At 56.4% G+C, this 19,793-nt stretch carries 17 protein-coding genes; 3 read left to right on the top strand and 14 right to left on the bottom strand.

Features of this window, described 5'->3' with window-relative positions; all coding sequences use genetic code 11:
- Positions 1–6: 6 nt before the first annotated feature.
- On the bottom strand, positions 7–996 hold the full coding sequence (locus tag ACZCED_RS20585) for an ABC transporter substrate-binding protein (protein ID WP_464861591.1): 990 nt from the start codon (positions 994–996) through the stop codon (positions 7–9).
- Between the two features lie 217 nt (positions 997–1,213).
- On the opposite strand from ACZCED_RS20585, the gene ACZCED_RS20580 reads away from it, so the two are divergent.
- Entirely contained in the window at positions 1,214–1,492 is a 279-nt protein-coding gene (locus ACZCED_RS20580) for a Trp family transcriptional regulator (RefSeq protein WP_462971840.1), read from the top strand.
- A gap of 219 nt (positions 1,493–1,711) precedes the next feature.
- Here ACZCED_RS20580 and ACZCED_RS20575 read toward each other — a convergent pair whose 3' ends face one another.
- Positions 1,712–2,227, bottom strand: coding sequence for a nitroreductase family protein (locus tag ACZCED_RS20575; protein WP_464861599.1), 516 nt, complete (start codon positions 2,225–2,227; stop codon positions 1,712–1,714).
- On the opposite strand from ACZCED_RS20575, the gene ACZCED_RS20570 reads away from it, so the two are divergent.
- Positions 2,198–3,298, top strand: coding sequence for a choice-of-anchor U domain-containing protein (locus ACZCED_RS20570; RefSeq protein WP_464861590.1), 1,101 nt, complete (start codon positions 2,198–2,200; stop codon positions 3,296–3,298). The genes ACZCED_RS20575 and ACZCED_RS20570 overlap by 30 nt on opposite strands.
- Positions 3,299–3,435: 137 nt before the next feature.
- Here the strand turns inward: ACZCED_RS20570 and ACZCED_RS20565 are convergent, their stop codons facing one another.
- From ACZCED_RS20565 to ACZCED_RS20510, 12 genes are all read right to left on the bottom strand, one after another.
- Positions 3,436–5,067 carry an alkaline phosphatase gene (locus ACZCED_RS20565; protein WP_462971838.1) on the bottom strand — a complete coding sequence of 544 codons (1,632 nt, stop codon included), beginning with the start codon at positions 5,065–5,067 and terminating at the stop codon, positions 3,436–3,438.
- Between the two features lie 312 nt (positions 5,068–5,379).
- Positions 5,380–6,171 (bottom strand): TorF family putative porin, encoded by a 792-nt coding sequence (locus ACZCED_RS20560; protein ID WP_462971837.1) that lies wholly within the window; start codon positions 6,169–6,171, stop codon positions 5,380–5,382.
- Positions 6,172–6,258: 87 nt separating this feature from the next.
- Entirely contained in the window at positions 6,259–7,923 is a 1,665-nt protein-coding gene (gene betA, locus ACZCED_RS20555) for a choline dehydrogenase (RefSeq protein WP_462971836.1), read from the bottom strand.
- A 28-nt stretch (positions 7,924–7,951) separates the two neighbouring features.
- Positions 7,952–8,827, bottom strand: a complete 876-nt coding sequence (locus ACZCED_RS20550) for a 4Fe-4S binding protein (protein WP_464861589.1) — start codon at positions 8,825–8,827, stop codon at positions 7,952–7,954.
- Positions 8,828–8,875: 48 nt separating this feature from the next.
- Positions 8,876–10,753: an aldehyde ferredoxin oxidoreductase family protein gene (locus tag ACZCED_RS20545; protein ID WP_464861588.1), complete on the bottom strand. Its 1,878-nt coding sequence runs from the start codon at positions 10,751–10,753 to the stop codon at positions 8,876–8,878.
- A complete protein-coding gene (locus ACZCED_RS20540) occupies positions 10,746–11,180 on the bottom strand; it encodes a 4Fe-4S dicluster domain-containing protein (RefSeq protein ID WP_462971833.1) in 435 nt (144 codons plus the stop codon). The genes ACZCED_RS20545 and ACZCED_RS20540 overlap by 8 nt, the downstream gene beginning before the upstream one ends.
- A 96-nt stretch (positions 11,181–11,276) precedes the next feature.
- Complete coding sequence (locus tag ACZCED_RS20535) at positions 11,277–12,497, bottom strand: ABC transporter substrate-binding protein (protein WP_462971832.1); 1,221 nt, start codon at positions 12,495–12,497, stop codon at positions 11,277–11,279.
- 70 nt (positions 12,498–12,567) lie between these two features.
- Positions 12,568–13,533, bottom strand: a complete 966-nt coding sequence (locus ACZCED_RS20530; RefSeq protein WP_462971831.1) for a branched-chain amino acid ABC transporter permease — start codon at positions 13,531–13,533, stop codon at positions 12,568–12,570.
- A gap of 6 nt (positions 13,534–13,539) precedes the next feature.
- Entirely contained in the window at positions 13,540–14,439 is a 900-nt protein-coding gene (locus ACZCED_RS20525; protein ID WP_462971830.1) for a branched-chain amino acid ABC transporter permease, read from the bottom strand.
- 39 nt (positions 14,440–14,478) lie between these two features.
- Positions 14,479–15,183 (bottom strand): ABC transporter ATP-binding protein, encoded by a 705-nt coding sequence (locus ACZCED_RS20520; RefSeq protein WP_462971829.1) that lies wholly within the window; start codon positions 15,181–15,183, stop codon positions 14,479–14,481.
- A complete protein-coding gene (locus ACZCED_RS20515; RefSeq protein ID WP_462971828.1) occupies positions 15,167–15,928 on the bottom strand; it encodes an ABC transporter ATP-binding protein in 762 nt (253 codons plus the stop codon). The genes ACZCED_RS20520 and ACZCED_RS20515 overlap by 17 nt, the downstream gene beginning before the upstream one ends.
- A gap of 14 nt (positions 15,929–15,942) precedes the next feature.
- Entirely contained in the window at positions 15,943–16,671 is a 729-nt protein-coding gene (locus tag ACZCED_RS20510) for a FadR/GntR family transcriptional regulator (protein WP_464861587.1), read from the bottom strand.
- Between the two features lie 943 nt (positions 16,672–17,614).
- Here ACZCED_RS20510 and ACZCED_RS20505 point away from each other — a divergent pair.
- The gene (locus ACZCED_RS20505) at positions 17,615–18,931 is read left to right on the top strand and encodes an MFS transporter (RefSeq protein WP_464861586.1); all 1,317 of its coding nucleotides are present in this window, start codon (positions 17,615–17,617) and stop codon (positions 18,929–18,931) included.
- The last annotated feature ends 862 nt before the right edge of the window (positions 18,932–19,793 follow it).

Here is a 19,793-nt window from a genome sequence, read left to right as displayed (position 1 = left end):
TGCCGCTTATTGTTTGATCAGCTCCCCATCTTCGACGATGGTGTTGGCTTTGGCGATGATATCTTCCGGGAAGGTCAACCCCAGTTCGTCGGCCACATCCATGTTGATCAACAGATCCACGTCCGACGCGTCGGTCATGAAGATGGTGGGGATCGTTTCGGGCTTCTCCCCGTTGAGAATGCGGATCACCAGGCGGCCGGTGGCCTTGCCCATCTTGTAGTAGTCGAATCCCCAGGCGGCCAGCACCGGGGTCGTTTCGGCGCTGCTGGGATCGGCCGACATCACCGGGACGTTATACTTTTTGGCCACGCTGGTCACGGCGGCCAGGGCTGAGACCACGGTGTTGTCATTGGAGATGTAGATGCCGTCCACCCGGCCGGCGATGGTCTGAACGGCCTGTTTCACCTCGGCGGAATTGGATACGGTGGTTTCAATGAACTTGATGCCCATCTCCTTGCACACCTGACGGGCGATAGTGGCCAGGCTGACGGCATTGGCTTCGCTGCTGGCGTAGACGTGTCCGAGCGTCTTGATCGGCTTGATGCGATTGAGCAGTTCGATCTGAGCTCTCACCGGGGTCATGTCGGAGATGCCGGTCACATTTTTCTCACCTTTCTCCGTCGACCCGATCAACCCTGCGCCCACCGGGTCGGTCACCGCACTGTAAATCACCGGGCGGTCCTTGAGCACATTGACCAGCGCCTGGGCCGTCGGCGTGGCGATACCGACGGCCAGGGTCACGTTCTCCGACTTGAACTTCTGGGCGATGGACGAAGCGGTGGACATTTCACCGTTGGCATTCTGCGGGTCGAAACGCGCATCGGGGTATTGGGTCTTCACCACTTCCTGAATCCCCTTTTCAATGGCGTCAAGGGCTGGGTGGGCAACAATTTTTGATATACCAATCAGGATCGGGTCAGACGCAGCAACCGGTGCGGCATAGATCATTGCAGCAACCGCGAACACAGCGGTCAAGGCGCAGCAGAGCGTTTTCATAAATTTTTTCCTTTCCTTTCCACAGGATTTTTTCTATGTTCTGTCATACAGAAACACTTGCGACCGCCTTTTAAGTATATAGGCGGGCAGTCAAAATCAAGCTCTTTTTCCCCTGCGGTCACGGCAGTAACCCATTGGGCAACGATTCCCTGCCGGGGCGCTTGAATCAAACCCGCATAACCCGACGGCATCCAGCCGCGCAAAAGGGGCCATCTCCATGAAAACCGCCACCCGGGAGTTGATCGACCTCTTCGCCCGGACAGAAGACCGCAAAGAAATGGAAGTGCTGTTCCGGGAGATTTTCACGCCCAGCGAAATCGACACGCTCACCCTTCGCTGGCAACTGCTCAAAGACCTCTACGAAGGCAAGACCCAACGCAAAATTGCCGCCGAGCACAAGATCAGCCTCTGTAAAATCACCCGCGGCTCCAAACTGCTCAAAGCCAAGGGAAGCTATCTGAAAAGGGTGCTGGACGATCTGTACGGCGACGGTTAAACCATCCCGGCCGGCAGAACCCGGCCCGCTTATCCACAAGGATGTTTAAATACTGTTTCGCTTGGACAGCCAGCGCGAAAAACCGGTTCAACACACCAACGGATCAAACCTAAACGCCCTTTTTTTGCCGACAATTGACTTGTCTCGCCAGCACTCATCACGCCTTTCAATTTCCTGCCAGGTAAAAATACGGCTGATCGGCATTAGTAACAAGGTGGTTCAGCGCTCGTCCCACCATGAGATGACGGGGGGCCTGCGCAGGGGCAGGCGCTGATAGGCAAACCGGGGATACCCCAGCATCAATGCACCGAAGCACTGGTGACCGTCTGGAAGGGCAAGGGCTTTACGCATAGGCGCAAAGCTCAGCGACGCCGCCCAGAAATACCCGGCCCAGCAGGTTCCCAACCCCATGGACACGGCAGCCAGTTCCACGGTGGCCAGGGCGATGGTGCAGGCAGCCGGGGCCGTGCGATCCATTTTTTCGGCATGGGCGACGACCACCGCCGGTGCGCCGCGCAGGATCACGTCGCTGCCGGCCTCCCAGCGGCGGATGGCGCGGGCCATGTGCAGTTCGGCGGCTATCCCGGGCTGGTTGTCGACCATCCAGCGCATCCAGTCGATGACGGTGCCGGCCAGCTTTTTAATTTGCCCCGCACTATCGATCACCCGCCACCGGGGGCTCTGGGCGTTGTGACCCGACGGCGAATGGCTGGCCAGCGTAATGAGACGGGCAATATCCTTGCGGGGAACAGGTCTGTCCTTGTACGTGCGGATGGATCGCCGGCCACCTTCTACTACGACCTGGAGGCGGATGCGGACAGAAACCCGGATTACGGCTGGTGCGACTACCTTGACCCGTCCTGCATCGGCCGGTCCCATGGCGATGCCATCCCCGTGAGCGGCGGCTTGAAAGCCATATTGGCCTATCGACGCGAGGGCGCCTACCTGGATACCGGCGTGCTGAACGATGAGAACAAACTCGACGGCGAAGGACCCTTCCGGGTGGTCGTTCCCCAGAAATTCGTCGGACCGCCGGACCAATCCAGCAAATCCGACGACCAGGACGTTCTGTGGCCCTACGACTACGATCTGGACCACAATGCCGGCTCCTGTTCTCGTTCGGCGACCATCATCAAAATCGAACCCCTGCCTGACGGCACTACCGACATCGACATTTTAGAGGCCGGGTGGAGCTACGTCGATCAGAAAAAGATCATCGTATATGGGGCCATTGACGGTGCGGACTCCAACGGCAACGGTATCCTGGACAGCGAGGAAGGGACCGATGCCGCCGATGATTTCGACGATGACGGCACACCCGACTACCTGGATACCGACACGGCCTCGTTCCGGCACCCCAATGGGATCGAAAAAATCCGCCTGCACACGTCGAACGGCAACTTCACGAATGTCGGCTGCATGTGCGACGATGATCCGTCACTGCCGCAATCCGGCAAACCCGACCGTCATTTCCCTTTCGGCGTCAATCGTTTTTTGATCAGCGGGCTGGCGGCCGGCGAATCGGTGACGGTGACCATCGAACTTCCCGCAGCGGTGCCGACCGATGCACAGTACTACAAAGTCAATTCCTCAGGGCAATGGAGAGAGATCGTTTTCGGAGGCAATGACGGCGACAACCAAATCACCCTGACACTGACCGACGGAGATCCGCTGACCGATGCGGATGGCATCCAAAACGGGATCATCGACGATCCGGGTGCACTGACGACCGCTACCACCGCGACATCCGCGTCATCCGGGGGTGTCGGGGGGTGTTTCATCAGCACACTCGGTGAACCGCGATAGCGAGCGGTCAACCTGGCGGTTTCACCGTTCTATCGTTGCCGGTGCCGGGATTCCAGCCAGGCCAACAACAATGCCGAATGGTCGCCCCATTCGGCATTGTTGTTGCTTCGTTGGTGTTACTAAAAGGGTTACCGGAATCACTGGTTTAAGATGGCCTCGATGACGATTTGGCCCAGTTGCGTATGGTGCATCACCTTGCCGAACGGCGCCGTCGCTTCAGGTGAGCCCGTGGCGAAAACCAGGACCGGCGTTGCCGTGTGCGCACCCGTATTCCAGACCACCATCTGGTCGGCCGCCACCTCTCTGGCCAACAGATTCTGGCGGTTGTCATCGGTCTGGTAAACGAAAAAAGCACCGGTCGAACCCATCTTGGGGACCACCTTGGTGCCCAGATAGCTGTGCCCTTCCGTGAAGTACGGGTTCTCTTCGGTTGCCAGGATGGTGGCGGCCTGGTCCTCACTGATGGCAAATTCCGTATGGGCATTGACGATTTCGGCCAGTTTGGCCGGCGTCTGCGCGTCCTTGGGCAGACTGTCGAAGTTGCCGTAAAAGATATCTCCGTAGCTCAACTTCTGGCTGTAAATTTTGTCCAGGACCGCGGGATTACCAAAGTTATACCCGGGCTTGTATTCGCTTTCCTGGAACAGGGAACCGGGCAGGCGCCGTCCCTGGGGAAGGTCCTTTGCATTGTAGCTGATCCCGAACCCGCCGGTGGTGTGATCAGCCGTCACGATGACCAGGGTGTCGTCACGATTTTCCGCCCAGTCCAGCACGTATTCAACCGTCTCGTTGAGCCTCATCATCTCGTGGAGCATCAACCCGGTGTCGTTATAGTGGGCGGCCCAGTCGATCATGCCGGCCTCGATCATCAGGAAAAAACCCTTGTCGTTCTTCGACAGCACCTCAATTGCCTTGGCTGACATCTCTTTCAGCGTGGGGATGGTGCGGTCGGGGCTGTCCTGGCTGTGGGTCACCTTGATGCCATCCGGCATTGCCGAGTAGGCGAAAAGGCCCAACAGCCGTCCCTGGGCCGCATCCATCTGGGATCGGTTAAAGGCCAGGGAATAGCCCTTATCGCGGGCCTCAACCAGCAAATTGCGGCTGTCTTTGCGCTTGGACTTGATTTTTACGGAACCCTGGGTCATCTGCTCCAGTTCTTTGTACACTGCGGATTCCTTGTCATTGGCCTCCTGGGGAATCCAATACCGCAATCCCCCCGAAAGCATGACATCCGGACCGGCATTGAGCATGTCGACGGCAATTTCGTTTTCTAAGTTGCGGTGGGGCTGGTGGGAGGCAAAAGCGGCCGGCGTCGCATGCGTGAGGCGCGTATCGGAAATTAGGCCGGTTGACCGGCCCGTTTTGATGGCTTTTTCGAGGACCGTTTCCACCGGGTTGCCGTCCTTGTCCGCCCCGATCATCTCCGATCCGGCAAATTGGCCGGTTGCCATCTGGGTGCCGGATGCCGCAGAATCCACGACTAAGCGATCGTAGGGATAGGTCAGTGAAAACCCCATGACGCCGCCATCATCCATCATCCGGTCAAAGACCGTTCTTCTGTCTTTGATCACTGTATTGGGCGCCTGCCTGGCGTAGGAAAGCAACAGGCCGATCTGTTCCGGCCCCATGCCGTCACCGATAATCACAATGACATTTTTGGTTCTACCCGCATCGGGCGTTGCTCTGCCTGCCTGCATGCTGGAACAGCCGGTGACGATCAGGACGACAATCAGAAAAAGACCGGTTAACTGGTACGCTCGATTTCTCATTTCATTCCCCTTTCCTTTTCTCTACCGTTATTAAGATGGGTGATGAAAAATACCATGGGTGCGGGCAGGACGATACAACATTCAGTGAGAAAGCGAAGGCATCGGTGGTCGAGGAGCAGATTCAGTTGAATGGCAACACTGTACGACCAAACACAATCGCTTTTCAAGATCCGTGTTGAAAATGATAATCGGATGATCCGGTGCGAAAAACAGTGGCCGGCCGGTAACGGGAACCCGAAATCGATACCGGCCGCCAGGTCGGGATTATCCGTGGCTGGCACGGACAATCCCGAATTTCCGTTTCTTTTTCGATCAGAAGGTCCTGGAAAGGGTGAACACCAGCCGCGGATCGGCCACATCCTTGCCGCCGTAGTAAGTCTCGAAAAAGTCCTTTTCACTGTTGTAGTAGTAGCTCAGATCCACATTGAATCCCGCGATGAGGTCTTTGGACAGGCCGATGCGGTAGTATTGCCAATCGTAGCCGTCCCCGCCGTCCATTCCGTTGCCGTTGCCCGTGAAGGCGCCGCCTTCGATATCCACGTGGGCCGCTTCGAGCCCCAATGCGATGCCGTAGAACATGGAAAGGCTCAATTTGCCGACGAACTTATGGTAATTTCCCTCCTCCCCGAAATAATCGGGGGACCAGACGTACCCGACGGTCACGGTCGGTGACAACGGCGCACCTTCGAAGGTGTGGCTCAGATTGAATCCCGCCTGGAAATAATTGAACTCGAATCCGTCGTCTTCTGCACCGGGGTATATCCAGTAGTAAAGGGTGGCATCGTAATCCAGCGGTCCGAAGGAGCCGGCCTGCCCGCCCCAGACGCCCAGTTCGACGTCATTGGAATAACCGCCGTCATCCCAGCTGGATCCCCACAGCCCCAGAAAAATCCCCGTACCCGGGTGAGAATAGTCGATCGATCCCTGGAATGCCGGGTCCTGGTCTGAAATCGACACCCCGTCATACATGTAATCGGTGGTAAAGATAATTGTGCTGCTGAAATTTTCGACCGCGAATATGCCCCCCTCCTCTGCAAATGCAATCGTACCGAATGAACTCACAACCGCCACTGTCAACAGGATCACCGCTAAACATCTTTTCATCAATACCTCCTAATCGGAAAAAAAGTATGGGGTCAGTTCGGAAGGTGATGGACGGTTCCTGGTTCACCCTCCGGGGTAAGTATGGCCTTACGATGCCGGCTTTGCCGGGTTATGCCGGTAAAAGGGTGAGGATGAAGGCGGAAGCACACTGTTGCCCAGGATCAGGTCGGCCGCCTTTTCGGCAATCATCATCACGGGAGCATAGATATTGCCGTTGGTGACATAGGGCATCACGGATGCGTCCACCACGCGCAGGTTCTCCAAGCCATGGACTTTCAAACTGTCCGGGTCGACCACCGCCATGGCGTCTTTACCCATCTTGCAGGTGCACGACGGGTGCAGGGCGGTCTCGCCGTCAGCGGCCACCCATTCCAGTATCTCCCGGTCGGTTTCGACCGTCGGCCCGGGTGAGACTTCTCCGCCGTTGAACGGTTCAAAGCCCGGCTGATTCATGATCTTGCGGGCGCAACGGATGGCTTCGACCCACTCGCGGCGATCCTGGTCGGTGGAGAGGTAGTTGAAGACAAGGGCCGGATAGTGCCGGGGGTCGGCGGATTTGATCTTCACCGAGCCCCTGGCATCGGAGTACATGGGACCCACATGGACCTGGTAGCCGTGGCCGCCGGCAGGCGAGGATCCGTCGTAGCGGACGGCCACGGGCAGGAAGTGAAACTGCAGGTTGGGGTAGGCCACATCGTCGTTGCTGCGGATAAATCCGCCGGCCTCGAAGTGGTTGGTGGCCGCCGCCCCTTTGCGATGGAAAAGCCACTGGTACCCCACCATCGGCTTGTTGTACCACTGCATGGCCGGGTAGACGGACACCGGCTGCTTGCATGCATACTGGACATAGACCTCCAAGTGATCCTGAAGGTTCTCCCCCACCCCCGGAAGATCCTGCACCGGACGAATGCCAAGCGCCTCGAGTTCGGCGGCGTTGCCCACCCCGGAAAGCTGGAGCAGTTGGGGGGAATTGATGGCGCCGCCGCAGCAGATGACTTCTCCGCCGTATACCTTGCGGACGGGCCCTTTGGCCTTGACATACTCGACGCCCACGGCTTTTCGCCCGTCGAAGAGGATCCGGTGGGTAAACGCCCGGCAGACCACCGTCAGATTGGGGCGGTGTTTGACCGGGTGCAGGTAGGCCCGCGCCGCACTAAGCCGGCGGCCCCGGTAGATATTGCGGTCGAAGGCCCCGAAGCCTTCCTGGCGGTAGCCGTTGACATCCTTCGTAAGGGGGTATCCCGCTTCCTGAACCGCCTTGAGAAAAGCGCCGAAGAGGGGGTTTTTACAGGGGCCCGTTTCCAGCATCAGGGGTCCGTTGACCCCATGGTATTCGTCGGCGCCGATCAGGCGGGTCTCCGCGCGTTTAAAGTAGGGCAGATTGTGGGCGTAGTCCCAGTTGGCCATGCCGGCATCCCTGCCCCAGCGCTCATAGTCCATGGCATTACCGCGGATGTAGATCATCCCGTTGATGCTGCTCGATCCGCCGAGCAGCTTACCCCGGCCATGAAAAATGCGCCGGTTGTTCATGTGCGGTTCCGGTTCGCTCTCGTAGCACCAGTCATAGAATTTGTTGCCCAGCGGGACGGTCAGTCCAGCCGGCATGTGGATGAAGATGTCCCAGATATAGTCAGGGCGTCCGGCCTCCAGCACCAGCACCCGGTTGTCCGGGTTGGTGCTGAGCCGGTTGGCCAGGGCGCAGCCGGCGCTGCCGCCGCCGACGATGATGTAGTCATATTTAGCAGATTTCATTTTTACTCCTCACCGATCAACTTTTAAGTTACTTCCCTACCGGACAGGCCAACTCACATCTCCTGCAATACTTGACACAACAGCTGGGAAGTTTGTCGCCGTGCAGGTTTGCAGCGACACCTTCTTCAAAATCATCGATGGCCCGGATCACTTCCCTATGCGCGTCATCTCCTGGCGGTATAGTCACCACGGCATCAACGATATCTTTATCCATTTTCCTGTTACAGATTACGCGGTCATAGGTTCCATCGGTGCCGGGCAATGTGGATTGACCCCATGCATCAGCCCAATAGATGGTTTTCTTGAAGGATTTTACCGGACAGGCTTCACGGCAGGGCTGTTCGCAGTCTTCACATGGATTGAAGTCAAGCGGGCCGGTCGCTTCTGCTTGCCGGTCGATCAACAGCGCCCGAAAACGGATACGAGGGCCGTATCCAGGGGTGATCACAAGGTTGTTTTTGCCGAGGCATCCTAAACCGGCAGCCACGGCCGCATCTTTTAGAAAAATGCCGCCTTTACTGACAAAATACGGCAATTTATGGGTTTTTACAGAAAATGCAGTCTCAATCCACTCGGACAGTTGGTTATTGATCCGGATGAGGATGCGATTGCCGGACGTTCCCTTGCCGTCCCACCAGTCCAGTTCCGGGTGTTCGATGTTGTGTTCGACGCCGATCACTATTGCAGACACGGCATCAGCCGGCCATTCCACCCCATCGGGTTTGGCATCGCCTTTCCCATCCTGCCCATGCGTTTTCAAGTTCATACCGATTTTCGGATATATCCGGTGAGAGGGCGACCCTTTCAACGATTTGACGCTGGCAACGCCTGCTATAGCCGCGCCCAACGATCTGGCTTTTTCAACAATTCCTGCGGTCAGCGCCGAGCTGGAAATTGAGCACATGGCTATGTCCTTTAGGTGAACCCTTTCACGGTGCAGGTTCCGCTGCCGTCAGTCATTTTCGGGAAAAGGCCGGTGGCCGCAATCAACTTGTCGCTTGTTGTTCAATCCCAGGCTCTGGCGTTTGGATTCTGTCGGACGTCCGTCCGCATCCCACCCGCGCTCCCGGTAGTACGCCTTCAGCATGACGGCCATGTCCGCCTCACTGATGCGTCGTCCTTTGTGGGGGCCACTGGGCAGCGGCTCCGCGACGATCCGCGTTGGCAGGCGGTCCTGGTCGGAGGTGAGCCCTTCGCGCAGGTTGAAAAGCCGGGTCTGGTTCCAGATGCGCTCGCCCAGGGTGTCGAAGAATCGGGCGTCCACCGATCGGCCGGTGGCGGCTTCGAACATGCGGGCATAGCTCTGCCGGTTGACACCGAATGCGCCGAAATCGCATTTCACCAGGGCATCCAGTCCGGCCAGGTAGTCCTGCTCGCCCTTGAGGATTTCCGCCTTGTGCGCCAGTCCATAGGTGTCCACGGGCTTTCCCCGGTACTCCCTGCCGCCCACCTCATAGGCCACCATGAAGCCGCGCTGGTGGCAGGCACCACGATCCGCGGTCATGTATGCCAGCCCCATGCCTGGCGTGCCGCGCGGCGCCCACCCGGGAACTTCCAGCCCCTTGACGTGAAGGGCGAAATCCCCGGCATCCCCCCCCAGCCGGGCGGCCGCCTGCCTGACGCCCAGGCCGAGCAGCCGGCCCAGGTCGTTGTTCTGCAGGGCAATGGCGTCGATCAGGTACTCGGCACCGGCCACGCTGCCAAAAGCCAGCTTCACCCCGATCGGTGGATCGATCAGCCCCTTTTCCACCGCTTCGAAGGCGAATCCGATGACCCCACCGGTGGACATACTGTCCAGGCCGTAGGCATCGCAGCGCTTCACCAGGTGGGCCACTGCCCGGACATCGTGGATGTCCAGGTTGCTGCCCATCAGGGCGGCGGATTCGTACTCGACGATGTCCGTGATCGTGTGGGCATACCTGCCGGTGCGCACGGCGCCCATCTGGCTGCAGCGGATGGGGCAGCCGAAACAGGCGGCCTTACCCAGGAAAATGTGCTTTTTCTGCCCGTCGTCACCCAGACGATCCGCCTGGTCGTCGACCTGATCGAAGTAATTGCGAAAAGGCAGCGTGCCGACGGAATTCGACCAGGGCACGGCGTTGCTGGTGCCGCTGTCGGTCAGGGCCGCACAGGTTTCGCTGGCCCGGATGTCGGCGCCGGCTGCATCGCAGGCCTCATGAAAGGCAACGGGATCATTGACTTTCACCAGCCGGCTGCCTGAGATGGCGATGGCCTTGAGGTTTTTGGATCCCATCACCGCCCCGGCACCGCCCCGGCCGGCCTGGCGATTGAACTCACAGCTGATCAGGGCGAACTTGACCCGATTCTCACCGGCCTGGCCGATGGTCACCACGCGGGCCTCCGGGGCGTCGAGGTCTTTTTTTACCCGGTCGTTGGCGGCCAGGGCATCGGTCCCCCACATGCCTTCCGCCGAACGGAATTGGACCTGGTCGTCGCGGATCCACAGATAAGTGGGCCGGGCGGCACGGCCGAGGATGATCAAGCCGTCGTAACCGGCAAACTTGATCTCCGGACCGAAGCGGCCGCCGAAGAAGGAATCCAGGTAGATGCCGGTCAGTGGGGATTTGGTAACCACGCAGGCCCGCATGGCGGGTGCCGCCGTGGCCGTGAGCGGCCCGGCCATGAACATGATCACGTTTTCCGGCCCCAGGGGATCCGCACCGGCAGGCGTCAGGTCGTAGAGCAGCTTGGCGCCAAACCCCTTGCCGCCGACGAAATCATCCTTGAGCCATTGGGGCAGCGGGACTGTCCAGGATTGACGGGCAGTCAGGTCAGCCACCAGAAATTGTCCCATACTGCCGTCAGGCATGGTCCACCTCCCGCCTGACGGCCAGTTCCAGGGCACCCGTCGGACAGGCGGCCACGCAGCGGGGGTCGCCGCCGCACAGGTCGCACTTGACCGACTTTTTCAAATCCACGTCCACACCCACAACGCCGATGGGGCAGTACCGATGGCACAGATCGCAGGCCACACACTGCTCATGGTCGACCACCATGGCCCCGGTGGCGGGGTCTCTGCTGATGGCCTTGACCGGGCAGACCGTGGCGCAGTAAGGGTTGGCGCACTGGTTGCAGACCGTTGGAAAATGGTAGAGATTCTCACTGGCGTGCTCGATCCTGAGCAACGCCCGGTGGGGGTTGTAACCGCCCAGTAGGCGCATGCTGCAGGCCAGTTGGCACAGGCTGCAGCCGGTGCACCGGTCAAAATTGGTTTTGATGAAGCAGTGGTCGGTCATCGTCTGTTTCGGCAAGGAATCCGGATCGCATGATCGTAGACAAGTAAAACCGGGGGGCCAAACCCCAAGAAAGACCCCCCGGCAGGGAATCCGCGACTAGTTGATCCAGCGCGGAACGATGAATTGGCTGTCCTTGTAGGCTTTGGTGGGCGGATCGGTGAAGATGGTCTTCAATTCGCCGCCCTGCACCTGGTAGTGCACCACCGGTGCGGCTTCCTGTGCGCGCAGGACATTGTCCTTGTCCCATTTGATCAGACCCTGGTGCCCCTCGTAGCCGTGTTCGCGCAGGTAGGCGTTCACTGCCTTGAAGTTGTATGCATCGCCCACGGCCGTGACCGCGTTGGCCCATGCCATGATGCCGGTATAGGTCGCCCAGGAGCCGGCCGGGATCTGGTGGTTGTAAAGCTTCACGAACTTGTCGATCCAGGCCTGCCCCGCGGCATTGGGGGCCACCGGGCCGGGCAGGCCGGTGGGCATTTCACCTACAATGCCGTCGGCGCTGTCACCCAGGTTCTCCACCACCTCGCGGGGGGTGATGCCCCAGCCCAGGCTCAATATCGAATCGGTGGGTTTCTGGATGAACTGACGGAAAAAGGTGATGTTCTCCTGGGCGCTGGGGATCTCGATGTGAATCAGGGCCGGGTTGATCCGGCGAATGCGGGTCAGGATGGCGCCCCACTCGTTGGTACCGTATGGCACGGTCTCACGCTTGGCCACCTTCCACCCCTTTTCCTTGAAGCTGGACTCCAGGGTGTCGCCGACTTCCACGCCCCATGAGTCGTCCGTGTTGATGATGACGACCTTCTTATTGGGGTAGGTATACGGCAGGGCCATCAGCACCCGGAACATGCTTTTGGCCTGTTCGATGCCCACGTCGGTCAACTGGAAGATATTCGAATACTGCTCGGGGTTTTCCCTGTAGACATCCACGGCGGCCTGCGAGCCGTCGTCGGCGAAAAAGGGCACCTCGTACTTGCCATAGGCGCGCACGTCCTGGCCCCAGCCGGCCCACCCGGCATGCACGGACGCCACCTGCTTCTGGCCGCACAGGAAATCGGCGCCCTGCATGACGACCTCGGGGGCGAATTCTTTTGAATCGTATCGGATGATCTCGATCTGCTTGCCCAGCAGGCCTCCGGCCCCGTTGATCTCGTCGATGGCCATCTTGATGCCCTTGAAGTAGTCATCGCCGGAACCGGTGTAGGCACCGGTCATGGCCAGGGGTACACCCACGGGGATGGTGTCCGCAGCCATGGCCACCGACCCCAGGAGAACCAAAAAAGCCATTACCGTCGATAGGATCGTCACTCGTTTCATCTCGCGCCCTTCCTTTCATTGATATCGGGTTGGTTGAAAAAAGTTTACAGCTGATCGATGTGCCTCGTTTTCAGGCCTGCTTCGCTCGCTCAGACAGCGGCTTGGTCCAGAATCCCATGACACCGTTGGGCAGCGCCAACACCAGGATCACCACCAGGGCGCCCATGGTGACGGCCCGGTAGGACCCCAGCGGGGCCAGCAGTTCGTTGGCGGTGACGGTGATAATCGCCCCCAGTATGGCCCCCGGGAAATGCCCGATGCCGCCCACCACCAACATGACCATCAGGGTGCAGAACAGGTCGAGTTCGAGCATGCGCGTCGATATCATGCCGATGTAATGACCGTAAATTGCCCCGACGATGCCGGTGAGAAAAGAGGTCAGGGCAAATACCATCAGCTTGTATTTAAATGCGCTCACCCCCAGGCTCATGGCAAACTCCTGGGAATCTTTGAGCGCCAGGAAAGCGGTTCCCCAGTATGATTTGATCACGATCATGATCGTCAGCGAACAGATGACGGTCACCAGCAGGATCAAATAAAATGTGGGCACCAGGTTAGCCGAACTGAAGGTATAGCCGAAGAGGTTGACGGGCGGGACGGTCAGGATGCCCACCGAACCGCCTGAACCGATGGCGATACCGATGTCGCCGCGCAGCAGGGGCATCAGGGTCATGTGCACGCCGAAGGTCACCAGGGCCACATAAGGCCCGGCCAGCTTGAGGCAGGGCAGGCCGACGAGGACCCCCATGGCCGCCGTGAACAGGCCCGCCAGCAGGATGGCCAGCACCGCCGGGACGCCGAAATTGACCGCGAAAATGGACGAGGCGTATGCACCGATGACGAAAAAGGCCACCTGGCCGAAGGAGAAGATGCCGGCGAATCCCATGATGACGTCCCAGCAGGATGCCACCACGGCCCAGATCAGGCACATGATCAGGATGTGCATGATAAACCGGACGTCGCCCACGAACAGGGGCATGAGGGCCATGGCCCCATAGACCACGCCCATGATTGTCAGCATGCGTTTCACACTCATGGATCTTCAGCCTTTTCCCATCAGTCCCTGGGGCCGGAACACCAGGGTGGTTAGCAGTAAAACGAAAAGGGCGATCATGCCGTAGCTCATGCCGAACATCCACCCCACGAAGGCCTCGAGCATCCCGATAATAAACGCAGCGTAGAGGCCGCCGCGAATGGAGCCCATGCCCCCGAAAGCGGTGATCACCCAGGATTTGATCATGATGGCACCGCCGGACATGGGCGAGATGAAGTACTTCTGGCTGAGCAGGATGCCGCCGAACCCCACCATGGCCGTTGAAATGGCAAAGGTGGCTGCAAAAATGCGGTTCTTGGGGATGCCGACGATCTTGGCCCCCTGGGGGTTCTGGGCCACGGCCTGCACGGCCATTCCCGTGCGGGTGTTGTTCATGGTCCAGCCGAAAAGCAGAATACCGCTGATGGACAGGAAAAAGATCATGATGTCCTGGTAGGAAAAGACCAGGCTGCCCGCTTCCAGGGTACCCTCCAGAAAGGGGGGCAGGGATTTGACGCGGCCACCAAAGACCACGGCATACAGGTTGTCCATGAACAAGGCCAGCCCCAGGGTCAGCATCATGACTTTCATTTCCCATTCATCCCGTTTTCTCAGCGGCGCCACCATGGTCTTCTCGAGGCCGTAGCCCACGACGAACATGAGGGGGATCACCGCCAAAAAGATCGAGAAGTAGCCGCCCACCAGCCCGACGAGATTGATCAGGATCCAGGCAAAGTAGCCGCCCAGGTTGAAAAAGGAGCCATAGGCGAAGTTGAAGGCCTTGGTGACCCCGTACACCAGGGTCAGCCCCACGGCCATGAGGGCGTATACCGAACCGTTGGTCAGTCCGCTGATGATCACGTCGATGAGCTCGTAGATCAAAAACAGGGTGTCTTCGCTGATTGTCATCTTGGATTCGCTCCGTTTGCGGACAAAGGGTCGGTAGGCTTACATGCCCAGAAAAATCTCCTTCAGGTGTTCGTTGCCCAGGGCGTCGTCCCGGCTCCCGGAAAAGGAGATGCGGCCCTCTTCGAGAACATAGATGCGGTCGGCCATCTCGGTGATCTGGGGAATGTTCTGTTCCACAAGCAGGATGGTCATCCCCTGACGGTTGATCTTCCGGATAATCGTGAACACCTCCATGCGCAGGTTGGGCTGCAGGCCCAGGGAAGGCTCGTCGACACACAGAAAGTCGGCGTTGGCCATCAGACCCCTGGCGATGGCCAGCATCCGGGCTTCTCCACCGCTCATCGTCGAAGCCAACTGGTGGTGGCGCTCCGCGAGACGCGGAAACAGGTCGAATACCATCTCCAGGTTGCGTTTTTCATGGGGCCGGGCATTTCTTGAATAGGCGCCCAGCTTCAGGTTCTCCAGAACGGTCATCTCCGGGAACAGCTCGCGGCTTTCGGCAATGTAGACCAGGCCCCGGTCGACCAGTTTCTCCGCCGGCTCTCCGGCAATTTCCCGACCGCCGTACGAGATCTTTCCTTCCACGCGCTCAGCCAGTCCGCAGATGGCCTTCAGCAGGGTGCTCTTGCCGTGGCCGTTGGGCCCCAGCATCACCGCCACCGTCCCCTTCTCCACCTCGATGGAGACATCCTTGAGCACGTGAAACTGCCCGTAATAGGCGTTGAGATCAGTTACCGTCAGCATAGGCATCCCCCAGATAGCTTTCGATCACCCGCGGGTCGCTGGTCACCGTCACGGGATCCCCGCAGCAGATCTCGCTGCCGGTTTCGATGATCAACAGGGTCTCGGTCAACTCGGTCAGCACCTTCATGAAATGCTCGATGATGATGATGGTAACCCCCATGTCTTCGTTGATTCGGCGGATAAAGGCCATGAGGTCCTTGATCTCGCTGGTGTTTGAGCCGGCCATGGGCTCGTCGAGCATGAGGATTTTCGGCCGCGTGGCCAGGGCGGCCCCCATCATCAGTTTTTTCTTGCCCAGCAGGTTGAGCTGCCCGGTGGGTTGGCGGCGAATGGCCTGCATGTCCAGAAAGCGGATGATCTCATCCACATAAGCAGGGTCGAAGCGGCCCGGCGCACCAAAGCGGTTGCCCACGCTCAGGCTCTTTTCCACGGTCAGGCTGGGAAAGGTCTGGGGGATCTGGAAGGTGCGGGCGATTCCCAGCTGGCAGATGCGATGGGGCTGCAGCCCGGTGATGTCGCGACCGTCAAAGTCGATACGCCCCTCGAACGGATAAAACCCGGTGATCAGATTGTAGACCGTGGATTTACCCGCCCCATTCGGCCCGGCGATGCCGAAAATCTGCCCTCTCTCGACGGTGAAGCTCAGGTCATTGACGGCGACCAGTTCGCCAAACTTCTTGGTGATGTGGCTGGCTGTCAATATGGGATGGGCACCGTGGTCGGCATCCGCTGAGGATGTCATCATGCTTTGCCGTCCTTTTAATTGTCGGTCGTTTGTTTCTCTTTATTTTCGCGGATGCACCGGTTCAGCATGACGTAGTGGTAACCGATGTACGAAAGGGCCTTCAACGGTTCCCGGTCCGCAATGGCCATGGCGGTTTCGCGCCAGTTGTTGATCGTCTTCTCACGGTAATAGGCATCTTCGTAAAGCACGTAGTCGTAAGAGCCGAAACTGATTTGAATGGTCTGCATGATCCAGTCGAAGAGGGGGTTTTTGGTCATCTTCACCAGCAGCAGGTTCAACTCCCGGTCCACCTTCCTGATCCGCGACATGGACGGCCTGGGTGACAGTCCGGCTTTTTCAAGCTTCGCCACCCCTTTCAACAACGCTTCCGCCTCGGCATTGTCTCCCCTTGAAATGGCCAGGATGGTAACGGTTCGGTCGATGGACTCGCGGAACTCGATCAGATTGGCGATGTCGATCTCGCGCTGCTTGATCATCAGCGCCAGCGGCTGACTGGCATCGTAGGCGCCGATCCGCTTGACATAGGTTCCGCCCTGGCCGCCTTTGCGCGTTTCGACCAGGCCCTTTTGCTTCAGCTCGCGAAGGGCTTCCCGGACCACGCCGCGTCCGGTTTTAAAAAGAGCCTGAAGATCCCGTTCGCTCGGAATTTTTTCCCCGGGAGTCAACTGTCCTTCCAGAATGGCCGCTTCGATCTGAAGCGCCACATTACCGGTCATGCCTTTGCCATTGACGGGACTGAACATCGTTCAACCAATTTATTCTTGAGTGGTTCCCAAAGGCGCAGAGATAGATAGAGCCGGCCTCTTTTACCGTGGCGGTTTTGTGCCAAGGAGCCTTTGGTCAACGGTGGTATAAATTGTTACAAGCTAGAAAATAAATGACGCTCACGATTTATGGTAGTACCACTATTTCAATAAACAGCCATTGTCAACTGATTTTATATCATACCTAAAGCGGGACCACATTCATCTATATTCCAATTATTATAGATATTTAAAAATTTTAGCTTAGATATCAGACAGATTGGTTCATGTTGATTGGATTGCACGTCTTGCTGCCCGACTCCTTGGCGGTACTACCAATACAATAGTTCTATTTCATTAAAATTATTAATCTATTTAGCCTATCTACCAAAATGAATGCACTATGACCGGAGAAAATCGGGAATACCGTCATGCAAAATCCACCGATGGGGGTAAGATCATGATCCGTCTGGGTTTAAGATGCGGGCGAGCGTTCATTCAGGCGGGGTATACGTTATGCGGTTGATTGACCTTACCCTAACCAACACTAGGAGCGGTTATAAACATTTTATAATATTAAACGCTCCGCCGAGGTAATAATAAGCTGTCTGGCCCCATGCTTAATTGACAGAATTGAGAAAAGACACAAGACTGCGATTCATAGCGTACTATTATCACTTTTCGGAAGTCCAATACACCGTTGATGAGTTGGAGGTATCGCACAAATCAATCTTGATGCCATCACTACCGCATATTGTGTAGGCCATTGCGCTTTTTATTGGTAATGTTTATTCGACGAACGCGATGAGATTCATGAATAGGATAATTATCCTTGAACCTTGAAAGCCATCTTAAAAATCCATGAAGATTATAGTTGACTTTTACATGGCACACCTTTAGCTTGCCCGATTTACAATTATCAGGAACATAAGGATCCTCCCTCATGAAACAAACGGCAGCCATTTCTTCTGAAACAGAAAATTTTCGATTTGAGCTGGCTAGGTGGTCCATATTTGCCATTCTCATCCTCACATACATTTTAGTTTATTTTCACCGCATTGCCCCCGGAGTGGTCTCCGAATTTCTCATGGCCGATTTTAGAATTAGTGGAACCCGTTTGGGAGCCCTTTCTGCCATCTATTTTGCCGTATATGCCCTGATGCAAATCCCATCCGGTGTTATAGCCGATACCCTGGGAACTCGAACATCGATTATCTCAGGGAACCTTGTGGCCGGCTTAGGCTCGATCCTGTTCGGTATAGCGACCGGATTTGAAATGGCATGTACCGGCCGCTTTTTGGTAGGACTCGGAGTCTCCGTAGTATTTATCGCCATTATGAAAAACAACTCGGTCTGGTTTCACGAAAGAGTTTTTGGTATCTTGAGCGGACTAACCCTCTTTTTCGGCAATCTGGGGGCGGTCATGGCTGCTGGCCCTCTGGCTCAAGTCCTGACTGTCTTTCATTGGCGCACTGTTTTCATAGGGATAGGCCTCCTTTCTCTTTGCCTTGCGCTTGTCGGTTTTTTACTGGTCCGAAACAAACCTCAGGATATGGGGTTTACCCCACCTAATACCTATACAGGCCGATCCCAGGCTATAAACCATAATTGGCTGACCAATCTCAGGAGTGTGGTTATGACATTAAGGGTCTGGCCAGGATTTTGGGTGCAATTTGGCATGATCGGCAGCAGTTATACCTTCATGGGACTATGGGGTATGCCTTATCTAAGAGATATTCACAACCTTGACCGGTCTTTTGCAGCAGATCACATGACTATCCAATTACTGAGTTTTGCCTTGGGGGCGCTGTTCTGGGGATGGATCTCTGATAAAATCGGCAGGAGAAAACCATTTCTTATATCAGCTGCTGCGGCTTATGTCCTGTCCTGGATCATACTCATGTATTTGCCCTGGACACCGGGAATAAGCGGTTTCGCGATCTTTGCCTTTATGGGATTCTCAGCATCCGGCTTTGTCATTACTTTTGCCGCAGCCAAAGAGATTGTCCACCCACAACTTTCCGGCATGGGGGTCAGCGTTGTCAACACAGGCTGTTTCATCGGCACGGCCCTGGCCCAGCCTCTATTCGGATATATCGCGGATTTGACTTGGGATGGTACCATAGCAAACGACGTCCGGATATACAGCCCCGCCGATTACCAGAACGGGTTCATCGCTATGATCCTTTTATCGATTCTGGCCCTGGTCGCAGCTTTCAGGGTTAGCGAGACTTATTGCCGGAACAGTTTTAAAGGGTAACATTATTTTGTCCAGACAGAAGGCCAGACTCTATTTTTTGAGTTGTGAAAACGAATTTTATCCCGTTAATTCGATTTCCCAGAAATCGTTTTTAGGCCTGCACTCAACAGTCAAGAATCCTAACATTATCCGTAAATGCGGCATGTCTCCACAGTAGAGTTGGTATTCGAAAATCGATCTTGATACGTAATTCTGTTAATCGCCAGCGATCCGATGGGGCTCACGTCAGCAGTGGTCGCTCAGGTTGGGATTTACAGAGCATATCAAATTGTAATTAAAATACAAGATGTTGGTTCAGGCTTGTCGATCTGTGATACGTAACAAGTGTTCTATCTATCGTCCCGCGACAATCCCCAATAAGTTTTGGCTTAGCTGCTAAATGGCTGAGGTAATAAAAAATCAGAGGTCAATTTGATGGGCGGGATGATCGATAAAACAGATGTGTACGAAGCCGTATTCCAGTCTGGCATGTAAACTGCTGTATGGGTAAAGTATTCACTTTCTCTTTTCATTATAATTTCAACTAGTAGCATCGCATTGTCATTTATATCTGTAAAGTGGAAATTTACCACCCCGGTCAAAAAAGCTGCATATAAATTCGAAAAAACAATTTGGTTCGAAACCATTATAAAAAAGTGGGCTAAAACTACCGCGGAGCGGTTTCGTACTAATTGAGATTATCTTTATCATTCGGAACCTGTCAAATCTGATGATAAGTTGGAGCTGTATCCAAAGAAACCGATATACACCGTTCCTGATTGGGCAGAAATTGGTAGGCAGAACTGATTAGTCGATCTTGAAAAAGTCATTTTATGACTATGCCAGTTAAGGCCCCTGATCTTTGACAAAATAGGAGCCGGAA

Source organism: Desulfosarcina sp., assembly GCF_055467485.1.
This window is presented reverse-complemented; position numbering and strand designations above follow the sequence as displayed.